The sequence below is a fragment of the Mangrovimonas sp. CR14 genome (assembly GCF_011764015.1).
Taxonomy (GTDB): domain Bacteria; phylum Bacteroidota; class Bacteroidia; order Flavobacteriales; family Flavobacteriaceae; genus Mangrovimonas; species Mangrovimonas futianensis.
Window position 1 is genome coordinate 1 of record NZ_JAAFZY010000010.1, and the last position, 13,828, is coordinate 13,828.

The window sequence follows — 13,828 nt, forward strand, 5'->3', positions numbered from 1 at the left end:
TGCAAGCAAATGACATTTGGAATATCAGAAATGTTATTAATATGCAAAAAGTTTGTTTCATTATGTTTTACAACGGTTTGGCTATGATTCCGTTGCGAGGAAATTCGGCAGAATTTCAGAGTAGGAATCTATAGCTGTGTTAAAATACAAAGTTTTTACTTAAACATCTATGCTAGCAATGGATTATAGCCGTTGTTGGCAAACGTTTTTTATTTTAATAACTCTACAAAGTGATTATTAGTTGAGACTTCAGTATCTACTGCAAAATAATTTCTGTTGACCAATAGTTTGTCATCTTTGGCTAATGAGTCAACATTTATAACTCGTAAGTCTGAAATATATCCTACAAAACTCATGTTTTCAATGTTTTTGTAGTCAAAATAAATAATGTTTTTGTCGGTTTGAATTTCTTTTATAAAAAAAGAATCATTTTCTTTTTGTAAATAACTTAAATTTATGTCTCTAGAATGAATTTTTGATTTTGGTATACTATCAGCAGGTGAAAAAATACTTAGTTTCCCTTTAAATATTGAGTCACCTTTATTTCCCTCAATTTTTAGTTCATAAAATTTACTCTTAGAACTATCTATTATTCCATTTTTGTAGAATTTCCATTGATTGAAAAAAGTGTCATTTTTTTTGGAGACATAGACTTCATATTCCTCACTATTTTTTTTCTCTTCTCCGTAAATAATTTTTATTTTTTGGTAAAGCTTGGAAGTGTCTTGTTCAGGATTATTAACAGTTCTTACTTCTGGATTTTGTTTTTTGCTATTGCAAGAACTCAATAACGAAAATAGGATTGTGAAAAGAAATAAAGAGTGTTTCATTTAAATGTTTGCCAACGGTCTCGGCTATGAGTAGTTGCGTGGGTTAGCACTTAATCTTGTAAGTACACACCAAACTGAAAATCCGCAAGGATTTTCAGAAGTAGGCGAGAACAAGCAATTACTTATAGCCATTGTTAGCCTTTCGTTATTTCTTCTTTAATTAGTTCTAATAGTTTTTCAATAATCTGATTCATTTTTTTTAAATGGCTATTCATAATACCAAATTCAACTGTAGCCATAACATATCCATTCTTAACTTTTCTATCCGCGAAGAATTCTGTGAAAACTTCGCTATTTAAAACATCTTTTTCTCCTCGATAATCTCTCAAGATTAGTTGCATATCTAAATCATTATAGGATGTTTTAAAAATAAGCTCTTCTGAATCAAATCGCCAATGGTCTTCTTCCGCTTTGAGTTGTTTATATGTAGATTCTAAATCAAATAAAAGTGTTTTAATTGAATCATTTTGAATATACGATAGGTTACCAGAAGATATTAGCTCTTGGAAAGTATAATTGTGTTGGTAGAATCTTTCCCAAGTGTAAATTTCAATAATTTCTAAATTAAATTTGTGCCAATCAAGTACTGGTTCGCCTTCGATGTGTCCAATAAGCTTATGTGCAATTTCTATTCGATTGTTTCGTCTCTCGATTAAGGAATTAATTTTTTCAGAGTTTATATTTAGGTCTTCCTTTATGTTCTGAAGATAGCTTATCTCTTTTTTTCGGCTTTTTCTAATCTCATTCGAATTATTTATCTGTAGGGCTATAAGAATACCTATCACTACCAAAATAATTTCTCCAATTGCATAAATTAAATATTTACTGAATTTGTTTTCAGAAAGTAGTTGTTGTCTAATTTTTCGAAAGAATTTTATCATTGGTCAAAGGTTGGTCATAATGAAGGCTAACGGTTTGTGTATAGTTTCGTTGCGTGAAAATCCGTAGGATTTTCGTGTTAAGAAACTAAGATAGCAAAGTTGCGAGGATTTTCCGAGAGGAAAATCAGTAGCAATGAATTATACACCGTGTTGTGTGGCGTTTTTTATTTTTATTTTCCAAGCAGTTGTGTCTAGTTCCATTATCTCATTTCGACTCCAATTATTAAATTCCTCACACTCAAATTCCAATATTTTCCCATTCCAAGTTTTAAATCGGATGTCATCCATTTTAAAAGGACTTGGAATTTCAGTCAAGTCAGATAATGAGCTATTCATTTTCTCAATTTCATAGTAGTTATGGAAAAAGAAAATTCCATCTGGAGAGACTGCCACGTCTTGATATTCAGGTTGACTTTTAGTTTCTATTATGCTTAAGTCAGAAGCGTTTAGTCTATAAATGTAATCAGAAGTCAGAACAATAATTTCGTTTCGGCTTTTCGAGTATTTAACGTCTTTTGGAAATCCACGAAATTGTCCAATCGTTTCAGTCAAATATTCATCCGTGAACTTTATCCAGGTCCACGATTGAGAATTCCAAGGACTTTCAATATCATAAATCCTTTCTTTAAATTCTCCAGAATATGGTTGATTTGTAATTTCGGTTTTCAATTCAGTTTTGATTGCTTTAATGACACACAACGGTTTGGCTATGATTCCGTTGCGAGGAAATTCGGCAGAATTTCGGAGTAGGAATCGAGCCAAGTTAAAGATAATGGTTTTTGGTTTAGCATTTAGCAAGCAATGGATTATAGCCGTTGTTGTAAAGCGTTTTTTTATTCTTTTACTTTTTGAAATATTTTCTCTAAAGTCGGTTTGTATTCCGTGTATTGCCAATAAGAGTCATTTCTTAAAATCGATTCAAGTAATAATTTATCTTTTTCCTTACTGTATTTTTTCTTTTGTGATAAACACAACGAGTGATACATTAGGGTTTCGATATATTTATTTATGTAGTAATGTTTGAAACTTTCTTTTGGTTTTCTCTTATCAGTTGTCAGTTTAAAATCCTTGAAATTTAAGTCCGTAAATCTATAGTACTCAATTCCGTTATATTTGGGATATTTATTAATATATTCAAGAGCTTTCTTGTAATTTGGTGGTTTGGGAACATTGATATAGCCCCAAATCATTGAGCCAAAAGTTCGCATACTCATTAAGAAAAATATGCCTTTCTCGGTGTCATTAGAAAGGTTATAATCATTTAATGAAAAATTAACCTCTGATAAGTCAAATGGTTTATTCTTATTTCCAACAGCTGAAAAGAGCATTCCATAATAACAAGATACCAATTCGTAATAGTCTGTTTTTTCGTTTTTTAATGAATCAGCGACCACCAAATTATCTTCAGATTCAGCTTCGTGCATATTCCAATTAATTCCTCTAATAATATACAAGCTTTTTAGTGTAGTCGTATCTGGTTTTTTTAAAAACTCATTCGTTAACAATTGATTATTAGAGGTAACAACTTCCTTTATGAACTTAGTAGCCTTTAGAAGTTTTTCAGTTTGAATTGAATTTATTTCCTCATATACACTACTTGGCGGGTCACTACTAAAGTGAAAATTTTTGTATGTTCTTGCTAATTCTATTAATCCTTTTTCATATTCAGTATTTTGACTTAAAATAGTCTGATAAGAAAGAATTATCAAAAAGTAAATAATTGTTTTTTTCATATGTAGTTTGGTATTCTTAAATGCTTTACAACTGCAGGGTTAAGCGTAGTTCTGCTTAGAGAAAGAAAAGATAATAAATTCTTTAGCAATAATTTGAGAAACGGACTTTATTGTAATCTCAAATTATGGATTATCAATTAGCATCTCGAAAGCGAAGCGTTAATTGTAGAATTTATTAGCTTGGGAGTTCGAAAAGCGGAACCAAATTACTTTTAACCGACGATGTCGCACGTTTTGGCTCGAAGCCCGCTGAAGGCGATAGTCCTTGGCGATTACTAGATAGTAATTTGGTTTAACCCTGCAGATGATAACACATTTACTTTAAGGACGGGAGTGCGAAGCACGTAGTAATTAAAGTTCGCCTTTGGCGAATGTGTTATCATCGGTTTGTATAAGAATAGTGCGGTTTTGTGTCCGAGGATTTTCCGAAGGAAAATCAGAGTGACCAAATACGCACTAACTTTAGGTTTTGAACTAAACTACGCATTATTTTTATACGGTGTTGGCTGTAGTATTTTTTTAGTTTAATACTTCCCATTCTTTTTCAATTTTATTCAGTTTAATTAGGAAAGGTATTAACAAAGCTAACTCTAATCTAATAGTTACATTAAATCCATCTCTTAGAAAGGGTAGGATCAACATAGAAATTATACAAAGAACAATTCCTATTATCGCATCTGTTTTTCCGATTTTTATTGCGAAATCTTGCTCAAACCAAAGAGCATAAGCAGTGAATCCTTTTAACAGGCCAACAGATATTACGATCAATCCATATAAAGAAAAAGGTTCATTTGTTTCAAATCCGTAAAATGCAAGCGAGGGTTTAATATTGGTAAATCCAAGAATTAAACAGATAAAGGACATTAGTCCAAAAAACATAAATATCCAACAGAAAATTTTAATCCACCAGGGGAGGAGTTTTCTTCTCCTTTTTTTTACATTTTCAAATTCCTCAAATTGGTTTTCGGTCAGTGTAGTTTCTTTCATGTTTTAATTCTCGATTGGTTTTTTGTATTACAGCCAACGGTCTCGTATAACCGTCAGTTACGGATTTAAAGTTAATAATTTTCGGTTAAGCACAGACGTTAGCAATTCCGAGTGGATTCGGACGCAGTCGAATCCGCCGTAATTGCGGTTATACATTGTTGTGCAACGTTTTTTATTCAGTTTTATAATGCAATAATCCTTTTTCATAAAGCATATTTTTAAACTCTTTGGAATTGCAATTCACTTTGTCAGTAGATATTCCGCTTCCAATTCCATAAATAAAAGGTCCAGGTCGATTACTCCAACCTTTTCCAAATTCTCTTGGTTCATATCCAGCAATTCGTCCACTAATTAAAATCCGATTTTCGTCCGTTACTTTTTCCACGATTAAGTCAACACAAGGATAAATTTTGTTTTCGTCGAGATAAACTTTTTCCGCAATCAATTCAGTCACATTATCTTTTCCAATTGCTTTTATTCTTTCAGTGAAATGCCATTCAAACTCAAAGTCGTTTGGCAATTCTTTTCCCGAATGTAATTCAGCATAAAGTTTTAGTTCTGAAAGAGTCTTTTCGATATGTTTTTTGAATTCGTTTCGGGTCATTTTCCAAATGTTGCACAACGGCCTCGCATAACAAAAGGCCTGGTTTTAAAGGCGTGTTTTGTCAGTTAGTTGCTTTGTTCAATTTATGTAATTTCATTCTGCTTTGTGGTTCAGCCAGGCTTTTTGCTATGCGTTGTTGTACGCTGGCTTTTAATTTTTTTCCGTGTTTATTGATTCCAATGTTTTTATCATATCAGAATCCAATTCGTTCATCACAATTTCTTTGTTCAGTTCAGTTGCACAATCCGATTTGATTCGGCAAAAAATTCTGTGATTCTCTTTATAAAAATCAAATTCTAAATGCTCATTCTTTGGATTGGCCTTGTAAAGGACTAATTCGGTATAAACTAAGTCTTTCGAGTAGTTAATGACCAATGTATAAATTCCTTTTACTTTTGGGAAGTTGTTTTCTACTATTTTGTTGTCTCTATACAAGTCATAAAACGTAATATTCCACCCAAAACCCTCGACAAGTTTTATTGTCAGTTTTGCAGTTTCTATATTTCGGTCGGTCGTTATTGTTATCATTTTGTTTCAGCTTGCGTACAACGGCCTCGCATAACAAAAGGCCTGGTTTTGGTGGCGTGTTTTGTCAGTTAGTTTCCTTGTTCAATTTATGCAATTTCATTCAGCTTTGTGATTCAGCCAGGTTTTTTGATATGCGATGTTGGCATACGTTAATTCTTATTCAGTAGTTTAGAATATTCTTTGAATTCTGATATAAGTATAACTTCAGGATCCAAAGTATCGTCTTCAAACCTCCAATGTCCTAAACTTATTTGGTCAACAAGATGCCCAGAGTCGAATAAATACCATCCGTCGGCATATCCATCATAAGATGTGTAGTCATATTGGTCAGTTTCTGAATCATATTTAAAGATTTTTAATTTTTCTACGACAAAAAATAATTCTCCATCCTTTAAATAATAATCGCAGGTATTGATTCCATTCGATAAACCAAACCAACTAGAAATTTTAACCAGCTCATTGTTGTAATACGTTCCAGTTAATTGTGATCCACCATCATAATTGTCTTTAACGAATTCTTCATTATTTAGCGTGACAAGTGTAGTATCGGATAGATTTTCAATGTAATCACGATACTCATATACATGTGGATTCTTTTCACTAAAGCTTTTTTGAGAAAGAGCTAATAATGGAGTCAAAATGGATATGTAAAGTATAATGTTTCTCAATCTTAATGTATGCCAACGGCCTCGCATAACATGCGGGGCGGTTTTATTGTTTTGTGTTTTCAGTTAGTTCTTTGATCGTTTTGGGTTCTCTCATTCATGTCACTCTTCAGCCGCACTGCATGATATGCGTTGTTGTGGTTAGTTTTTGTTCTCTATCAACTCGTTTAATTCTAATGTTCCACTAAAATATTCTCTCATTCTATCAATCGAATTTATCTCCCTAGGACGATTCTCCAATATTTCCCGCTGATAATCCTCCAAATGATTGTCCTTTAAAATATTCAATTGTCTATTGGCAGATATTGTATCTCCAATCCCTTCAAGGTAAGTTATGTAGTTAAATCTTAAGTCAAAGTTGTTAATGTCCTTTTGAAGCTTATCTTGATAAAGTAGCATTGCTTCATTTTTAAGTTTGTCAGCTTGAAGAGAATCTCCATCTACGTAAAGCAATATTGCATTCTGAAAAATATAGTAGGGTTCTTTTGGTAGTTCAGTAATAATCTTATCAGTCGTCTCAATCGCTCCCTGTAAGTCACGTATTTGAAAAAGCATTGCTGTTTTATGTTCCAATGCTTTTACATTATCAGCATTGTATTTTAAGGCAAGGTTTGTCAGAGCTAAAGAACTGTCAATTTTTGTCTCATTAGGTAAGTCCGATAGAGCATAGACATTAATTGCTCTCTTATAAAGCTCGTCAGATTTTTCTATGTTATCACATGAGAACAAAGTCAGTATCGAAAGGATTATTATTGCTTTATTAATCATTTTAAAATTAACCACAACGGTCTTGGCTATGATTTCGTTGCGGAAAAATCCGCAGGATTCTTTCCGCCGTGGCAGAAAGATAGCAAAATTGCGGTGAATTCCGATAAGGAATTCAACCGCAATGAATTATAGCTATTGTTACCTGCAGATGTTTTTCTCCGCAGTTTTATATTCCGTACTATTATATATTTTATTCAGTTCAATTTTTAGTTTTTCCATTTCCGCATTCCAATTCCGTGTTGCTTTGCGTGATTTCCATTTTCCACGTCCAATTTTCAAGTCAAAATGAGAGTCTTCCGTTCCAACTTCACGAGTTATTTGGTCAAAACAAAATGGAAAAGCGATAAATACAGTTCTATTTTTTGGTACGATTAAACAAAATTTTCCATCAAAGTCAGTTTGAGTTCCAATTGATGTTCCTAAAACAATAACATTTTGTCCAGGAAGAGGAATCCCGTCTACATCCACTAACACACCTGTTAATTGTCGAAATTCAAATTCCGATTCCGCACTTTGTGAAAAAGTCAGATTAAAAGTCAGAATTAATATTATGAGTGTTGTTTTTCGCATTTGCAGGTAACGGTCTCGGCTATGAGTAGTTGCGTGGTTTAGCACTTAACTTTGCAAGTACACACCAAACTGAAAATCCGTGAGGATTTTCAGAAGTAGGCGAGAACAAGCAATTACTTATAGCCATTGTTGTAACACGTTTTTATTTTATATTAATTTCGAGATTCGTTCAATTTCTTCTCTCATATTCGATTTAGAATTTTCCTCTATTGAATAATTCTCTGCTACAATTTCAAAACATCTATCGTGAAAGAAGAATATGAAATGCTCATATTTCTCAAATAGTTCATCTTTATGGTATGGATGAACAGAATTCATTTTTGTTAGCTCTTTAATCCATTCTGAACCGATTACTTTTTGAATAGAATATGGTTCAAGACCTAATTTATATAATGGATGTCCATTAATCGCTTCATCATTTGGACTGCCAAATTTAAATTGCTCAAAACGGTCAAATTTGATAGTTACAATTCCGTCATCATTGTCAGTTCGCATATGTACTGATTTTCCATCCCAATTTGGGTCAACATTACTAACGTAGAAAATTAAATACAGAATATGTTCATTTGAGAGAATCGTTGGTGTAGGTGCTCCGACATCAATTTGAAATTTTTCTGTGATTTGCTCAATTCTCATTATTCCTTTAATTCTTTGATGTATTTCAATAAATCGACAAGATGTTGTTCCGAGTGAGTTCTCATAGAAAATTCGAATTCCCAAAGAGCATCCATTTCACTTGTGTTGTCCATTTTCCATTTGACAACCAATAAATCTTTGATTATGTCAGTTAAGTCGTCCAACGCATCTCCAATTCCGATTTCTACATTCGGTTCCATTTTGTTCAAGTCCAAAACCATACTATACCAACCAAAATCGGGAAAAATTGGATTTTACATTTTCTTTTATTTCGTTGTAATCAAAATCAGGTTCTTCTTCATAATCCGTTTCGTCAAATTCAAATTCCACTATCAGGAATTCAGTGTAGATTCCAACTAATAGTTTTTTTAAGGCATCAGTTTTGTCGGTCAATTCCACTTTTGAATTGATTCCGAATTCGGTGATTTGGTCTATTAGTTTTCTTAATTCACTCAATTTTTAATGGTTTGGTCAAATGTGTTACAACGGTTTGGCTATGATTTCGTTGTGGAATTATCCGCAGGATTATTCCGCAGTAGAAATCAGCCATATTTTATAAATTAAGCTTTGTTTTAACTCTTTGCCACAATGAATTATAGCCATTGTTAGCTACTGGCTTTTTTTCTATTTTTTGATAATTCAGCGATTTTTTCACATCGGCTATTAGTCTCGAAATGTCAAAATCCAATTTATTCCGTTTTACTTTTAATTCCAGCAAACCAAGTTTGTCTACTATCGTTTCAGCAAAGAACTGTTGTCGGTCAGTTTCTGACAATTTAAAAAAATTGTGGTCAAGAATTACAGGGATTCCAATTGATTTTTCTTTTCTCCGATAATTTTCTATTTCTCTTAAATTTCTTCTTTCGTATGGAATAGGTTTAGTATAAATCTGGAATAGAATAATTTTCAAATCAGTTCCATAATTTTTCCATTTCAAATGAGCCAGTCTGTTTTTCAGTCCGTTGTCGCCCCACAAGTATGACTTAACTAATTTTTGGTCATTTTCTCCAAAATTAAAGCTTGCGAAAAATCCGATAATATTGTCGTCAGTCGTTTTAGTCATATTTTTCAGCTTGTAGCTAACGTGTTTGTATATGGTTTGTTGCGTGGTTAAGCACCTAATTTAGCAAATAAAAACCGAATAGAAAATCCGCGAGGATTTTCGTAAGTAGGCTAGAACCAAGCAATAAATTATATACGGTGTTGTAGCACGTTTTTATTTATGCTACACTCAATATATTTATTATTCCTCCAATGATTATTAAAATTACCATCGTCAAATAACTTCGTTTGTTGGATATTTTTCCGTTCATTAAATTTATTCCAAAATATATGTTTACAATACTTAAGATAATATTTAAGAATATTACCCAATTCGGATACATAAAAGTAAAAAGTATATCTGTATAATGATATTTATAATAAAGCAATATCATTTCGTAAATCCAGTAAACAGATAATATTATTTGAATTAAACCTAAAACTACATTAATCTTGTTTTTCATTTCACAGACTTAATATCATCTTCAGTTCCAAATTTTCCGTCAGAGCCAGCAGATGTGATTAAATATCCGTTTCCATTTTCGGTAATCTTAAATTCATATTCACGGTTCCAAGCGTCTTTTTTCCATTCTTGTCTTAAAGGACTATTTCCGATTAATTCATTCAGTTCCGTTGGATATTTTCCTAAATTTTCTTTCCAATTATCCATTCTGTCACTCATTTCCGATATTTCTTGTTTTGTTTTTTCAGGAAACACCGATTTTCTTTGATATGTAAAAAACAGAATAGCACTTAAACTCCCAATGATTAAAACAGAAATAACCATAATTGAACTCGGTTGTAGAAAATATCTTTGGAAAGGTCGTTTCTTTCCATCAGCTTTTTCCATTTTCGAGATTTTTCTATGATGTTTAAAATCTTCTCGAATGAGTCCAAATTCAGCTAAAGTTGACAGTATTAATTCAATCATTCGGTTGTTTTGGTAAATGTGCTACAACGGTCTCGTATAACCGTCAGTTACGGGTTTAAAGTTATTATTTTTCGGTTAAGTACTGACGTTAGCAATTCCGAGTGGATTCGGACGTAGTCGAATCCGCCGTAATTGCGGTTATACATTGTTGTGTGCAGTTTTTATTTTGTTTCATCTAGTGTTAACATTCCTCCAAAACAACTATTTTCTCCAGTCAAAATCCCTTTATTAAACAAAGCGTGAGCAATCATTTTCATTTCTTTGTCATTTGAGATTGTAATTCCCCAATCTTTTCCGTTTTCTATTCTATAAACTAGAGAGTCAATTCCGATTTGCTTTTCAAATTCAGATAGCTCTTTCATAGAATATTTGTCAAATGCACTTATGTTCCAAATAGCACTATCATTTTTAAATTCAAAATATCGTTCTTTATTCTTAAGGGCAGTTTCATAAACTTTTATGATTCCGTTTTTTGAATATCCCACATTTAATTCTCTATGTAATGCTCCTTTCAAAAAGTTTCCTTTCGTGCAATATTCTCTAATTTCTCCGTTGTTCAAATTTTTGACTTTAACAACAAGAAAATTTTGAAATGTACTTTCGTTTTTTATTGCTTTAGCATAGTTTGCATACAGCTTTTCATTACTAAAACTTTCTTCGATTTCAGCAACTTCTTTTCCAGCATTTTCTTTTTCAACAACTTTTTGGCAAGATGTTAATGCTAGAATAGAAAAAAATAATATTAGTTTCGATTTTATCATTTTTGGTAATTGCACACAACGTGTTTGTGTATGATTAGTTGCGGGAAAGGACGCAGTCATTTTCCGCCGTAACCGAAAGATAATTAATAAGATTGAATTTCCGAGAGGAAATTCAGCCGCAATTAATTATACACGTTGTTGCCAGTAGTACTTTTTATTCCCTGTTCATTTGATGAAATCCGCTTATTTCTGCAATAGCTTGCATAACATCATCTTGGTCAGATTTTTTATTCCACCCTTTTTGAGCTAATTCGGCTCTTACTTCACTTTCTGATTTTTCCATATCAAAAAGATAAATTGTGTATGTAAGCACTTCTGCTGGTATTTTTTCAATGATATAATTAGCTGTAATTCCTGCAATTTTTCCAATTGCCAAAAAGTAAGGAAAAACCATTTGAAAAATCCAACTCAAAGTAAGTCCAATCCAACCTGTATTTAAATCCTTGATAGTTAATCCGTGTTCAATTCGCATTTTCATAAAATCGAAAAATCCAAGTTCAGAAATATTGTTTTCTGAAATAATCAATTGATATTGTGTAAACTGACTAGTAATAAACATTACTATCATCATTCCTGCGATTATAAATTGAATTGGTCGAAATTCGATATAATTGGTTTTTTTTAAAATTTGACCAAAAAAATATCCGATTCCAAATCCGATTCCGAGTTCATAAACTCCAATAAAGTAAGTGAAGTTAAGAGTCAAAAACGCAATTAAAAGTCCAAATAAAATAGCAATAATTAGTCCACCAATTATTGAAAGAGTTAAATTCGGTTTTCCAAATTTTTTTGGTTTTGGCAATTCAGTTGGAATTTCATAATCAGCCCAATTATTTTGTTTTTCAAATTCAGTTTCTAATTCGGCGAGTTTTCCGCTCTCTTTATATTCTGTAGTTAATTTTTGAAAAAGAGCAATAAACAATCCTGTTCTTTTTGAGTTTTTTCCAAAATCAATAAAATTTCCCTCAATAGTTTTACTATGAACTTCTATTCGTCCAGATGCCTTTTTTGTTACGGTTATTTTTTCGGTAAGCTTATTCCAATCTCCTTTTCTTTTTGCTTCTACAGAATTTTTATCTGTAAAAACAATTGGCCATTCGAGTTTTTCGAAAACCTCTATAGTTAGAGGAATTATTTGACTTTCTTTAATATCTGTTTTGAAAGATTCAGAAAATTCAGGCTTATATTTAAAACTGTATTTTCTTTTAATTGTCGATTGTAGGTTTTCTAATTCTATGTTCATTTCGGTATTACTGGCAACGGCCTCGCATAATACATCGGCCTGGGTTTAGTGGCGTTATTTGTCAGCCGTGGTTTTGGTTTTTTTAAAGGTACTCATTCTCTGTTTTGTGGTTCAGAAGGGCTGTGAATTATGCGTTGTTGTAATGCGTTTTATCCCAGCAGTCTTGATAAAAGTGGATAAAGGCTATAAACCCAAAAAATTATCCATAGGATCATATACCAAGTGATTCCCTTATTATACCAGATAAATAGACTGAATAATAACCAAAATAAAATTATCATAGGCCAAATCATAAGTTCTGGTCCAAATAAATGAAATACTGTCCGGTCCAACGCAGGACCAATTAAGCAAAAAGTCCCAAATGCTAAATATTCCTTATGCTTTTGAGAATTCTTTTTTCTATTTATAAAAGCAATAGTTACTAAAGCTATGCTAAAAATTTCTAGAGGTTTTACTAGCTTAAGCCAATCATATTTTACAGTGAAATTCTCGTAATAGATATTCCAAATGGTAATGGTCATTAGATAGTAAATTACTATTCCAATTAGCCCTAATTTAAAATGTAGTTTATAATTCTTTTTTCTGATGAGTCCTGATTGAATAACTAAAAGTGTGAACCAACTAAAAGCAAAGAAAGCGTGAATTAAAAATTTAGGTTGAGAATTACTTTTTTGGCCTACATCAAATAACCAGTTGTCAGAAAATCCAATTGCCATTAGCAGCCAAAAAATAATACTGATTATAAAGAAGAATCTTTTTCTTAACATATTAATTGGTCAAATGCATTACAACGGTCTCGTATAACCGTCAGTTACGGGATTAAAGTTAATAATTTTCGGTTAAGAACTGGCGTTAGCAATTCCGAGTGGATTCGGACGAAGTCGAATCCGCCGTAATTGCGGTTATACATTGTTGTAAGTAGTTTTTATAACCAACTTATTTTCAGTCCAGTCTTATTTTTAATCTCTTTTAAACTTTCTGGTGATTCAAATCCGATTACAATATCTTGTCCACCAGTTTCAAAAACAGTATACTTTCCTTTTGTTTTGTGTTCTTGAGTCAATTCGGAAATTTTTAGAAAGACATTAGGGTCAACCCAATCGTTGTCGATTTTTAAATCCCATTTATAATTTTGTCCATTAAACGTGAAGGAAACCCAAGCTTTTTCCTCCTCAATATCTACATAATCTTTAACATCTGTGAAAACTAATTCGCCACGTGTAATTCGTTCAAGGTTTTTAATTATGTCAACATATGAGCCGTGGTCTTCTATAGCTTCTGTGTCAAAATCCCAACATTTGTCAGTCAAAGGTGTCCAAGGTTCACGTTCAATTGTTTGTCCAAGAGTTGCGTACATTAATGTAAATGGTTCATCAAGGAAATCTTGTTCGTCCCATCTTTTTATATCAGATATGTTTGTTCCAGCATTCAATTCAAATCCCAATTCTTTGAAAATTTTCAATTGTTCATCAAATGACGGATTTTTAGGTGCTGAATTTCTACAAAATCCAAGTAATGATAGTATTCCCATTAATAATATTTCTTTCATTTTGGGTTTTGGTCAAATTACTTACAACGTTTTGGGCTATGGTTTCGTTGCGTGAAAATCCGCAAGGATTTTCCACCGTGAACCAAAGATAGCAAAAGTGC

At 32.2% G+C, this 13,828-nt stretch carries 19 protein-coding genes; all 19 read right to left on the bottom strand.

The features are described from left to right. Positions 1 to 209: 209 nt before the first annotated feature. Positions 210 to 830, bottom strand: coding sequence for a hypothetical protein (locus GZ212_RS15795; RefSeq protein WP_166962432.1), 621 nt, complete (start codon positions 828 to 830; stop codon positions 210 to 212). A 134-nt stretch (positions 831 to 964) separates the two neighbouring features. Then, on the bottom strand, positions 965 to 1,711 hold the full coding sequence (locus GZ212_RS15800; protein WP_166962435.1) for a DUF6090 family protein: 747 nt from the start codon (positions 1,709 to 1,711) through the stop codon (positions 965 to 967). 138 nt (positions 1,712 to 1,849) lie between these two features. Continuing rightward, the gene (locus tag GZ212_RS15805; RefSeq protein ID WP_166962437.1) at positions 1,850 to 2,473 is read right to left on the bottom strand and encodes a hypothetical protein; all 624 of its coding nucleotides are present in this window, start codon (positions 2,471 to 2,473) and stop codon (positions 1,850 to 1,852) included. Between the two features lie 71 nt (positions 2,474 to 2,544). Beyond that, positions 2,545 to 3,444 (bottom strand): hypothetical protein, encoded by a 900-nt coding sequence (locus GZ212_RS15810; protein ID WP_166962439.1) that lies wholly within the window; start codon positions 3,442 to 3,444, stop codon positions 2,545 to 2,547. Between the two features lie 519 nt (positions 3,445 to 3,963). Further along, entirely contained in the window at positions 3,964 to 4,431 is a 468-nt protein-coding gene (locus GZ212_RS15815; RefSeq protein ID WP_166962442.1) for a hypothetical protein, read from the bottom strand. A 172-nt stretch (positions 4,432 to 4,603) separates the two neighbouring features. Beyond that, positions 4,604 to 5,035 (bottom strand): hypothetical protein, encoded by a 432-nt coding sequence (locus GZ212_RS15820; RefSeq protein ID WP_166962444.1) that lies wholly within the window; start codon positions 5,033 to 5,035, stop codon positions 4,604 to 4,606. A 150-nt stretch (positions 5,036 to 5,185) separates the two neighbouring features. Continuing rightward, complete coding sequence (locus GZ212_RS15825; RefSeq protein ID WP_166962447.1) at positions 5,186 to 5,563, bottom strand: hypothetical protein; 378 nt, start codon at positions 5,561 to 5,563, stop codon at positions 5,186 to 5,188. Positions 5,564 to 5,712: 149 nt separating this feature from the next. After that, on the bottom strand, positions 5,713 to 6,231 hold the full coding sequence (locus tag GZ212_RS15830; RefSeq protein WP_166962449.1) for a hypothetical protein: 519 nt from the start codon (positions 6,229 to 6,231) through the stop codon (positions 5,713 to 5,715). Between the two features lie 138 nt (positions 6,232 to 6,369). Further along, positions 6,370 to 6,996 (bottom strand): M48 family metallopeptidase, encoded by a 627-nt coding sequence (locus GZ212_RS15835; RefSeq protein ID WP_166962451.1) that lies wholly within the window; start codon positions 6,994 to 6,996, stop codon positions 6,370 to 6,372. A 138-nt stretch (positions 6,997 to 7,134) separates the two neighbouring features. Then, the gene (locus GZ212_RS15840) at positions 7,135 to 7,566 is read right to left on the bottom strand and encodes a hypothetical protein (RefSeq protein WP_166962454.1); all 432 of its coding nucleotides are present in this window, start codon (positions 7,564 to 7,566) and stop codon (positions 7,135 to 7,137) included. Between the two features lie 147 nt (positions 7,567 to 7,713). Further along, positions 7,714 to 8,202 (bottom strand): hypothetical protein, encoded by a 489-nt coding sequence (locus GZ212_RS15845; protein WP_166962456.1) that lies wholly within the window; start codon positions 8,200 to 8,202, stop codon positions 7,714 to 7,716. Beyond that, complete coding sequence (locus GZ212_RS16160; protein WP_240923840.1) at positions 8,202 to 8,402, bottom strand: DUF5063 domain-containing protein; 201 nt, start codon at positions 8,400 to 8,402, stop codon at positions 8,202 to 8,204. Before GZ212_RS16160 ends, GZ212_RS15845 begins: the two co-directional genes overlap by 1 nt. Positions 8,403 to 8,424: 22 nt before the next feature. Further along, on the bottom strand, positions 8,425 to 8,658 hold the full coding sequence (locus GZ212_RS16165; protein WP_240923841.1) for a hypothetical protein: 234 nt from the start codon (positions 8,656 to 8,658) through the stop codon (positions 8,425 to 8,427). A gap of 97 nt (positions 8,659 to 8,755) precedes the next feature. Beyond that, entirely contained in the window at positions 8,756 to 9,265 is a 510-nt protein-coding gene (locus tag GZ212_RS15855; RefSeq protein WP_166962458.1) for a hypothetical protein, read from the bottom strand. Positions 9,266 to 9,703: 438 nt separating this feature from the next. Continuing rightward, complete coding sequence (locus tag GZ212_RS15860; RefSeq protein ID WP_166962461.1) at positions 9,704 to 10,174, bottom strand: type II secretion system protein GspG; 471 nt, start codon at positions 10,172 to 10,174, stop codon at positions 9,704 to 9,706. Positions 10,175 to 10,335: 161 nt separating this feature from the next. Beyond that, positions 10,336 to 10,935 carry a hypothetical protein gene (locus tag GZ212_RS15865; RefSeq protein ID WP_166962463.1) on the bottom strand — a complete coding sequence of 200 codons (600 nt, stop codon included), beginning with the start codon at positions 10,933 to 10,935 and terminating at the stop codon, positions 10,336 to 10,338. A gap of 154 nt (positions 10,936 to 11,089) precedes the next feature. Next, on the bottom strand, positions 11,090 to 12,178 hold the full coding sequence (locus GZ212_RS15870) for a hypothetical protein (RefSeq protein ID WP_166962466.1): 1,089 nt from the start codon (positions 12,176 to 12,178) through the stop codon (positions 11,090 to 11,092). 149 nt (positions 12,179 to 12,327) lie between these two features. Continuing rightward, positions 12,328 to 12,894, bottom strand: a complete 567-nt coding sequence (locus tag GZ212_RS15875; protein ID WP_166962468.1) for a hypothetical protein — start codon at positions 12,892 to 12,894, stop codon at positions 12,328 to 12,330. 209 nt (positions 12,895 to 13,103) lie between these two features. Then, on the bottom strand, positions 13,104 to 13,727 hold the full coding sequence (locus GZ212_RS15880; protein ID WP_166962471.1) for a hypothetical protein: 624 nt from the start codon (positions 13,725 to 13,727) through the stop codon (positions 13,104 to 13,106). Positions 13,728 to 13,828: the final 101 nt, after the last annotated feature.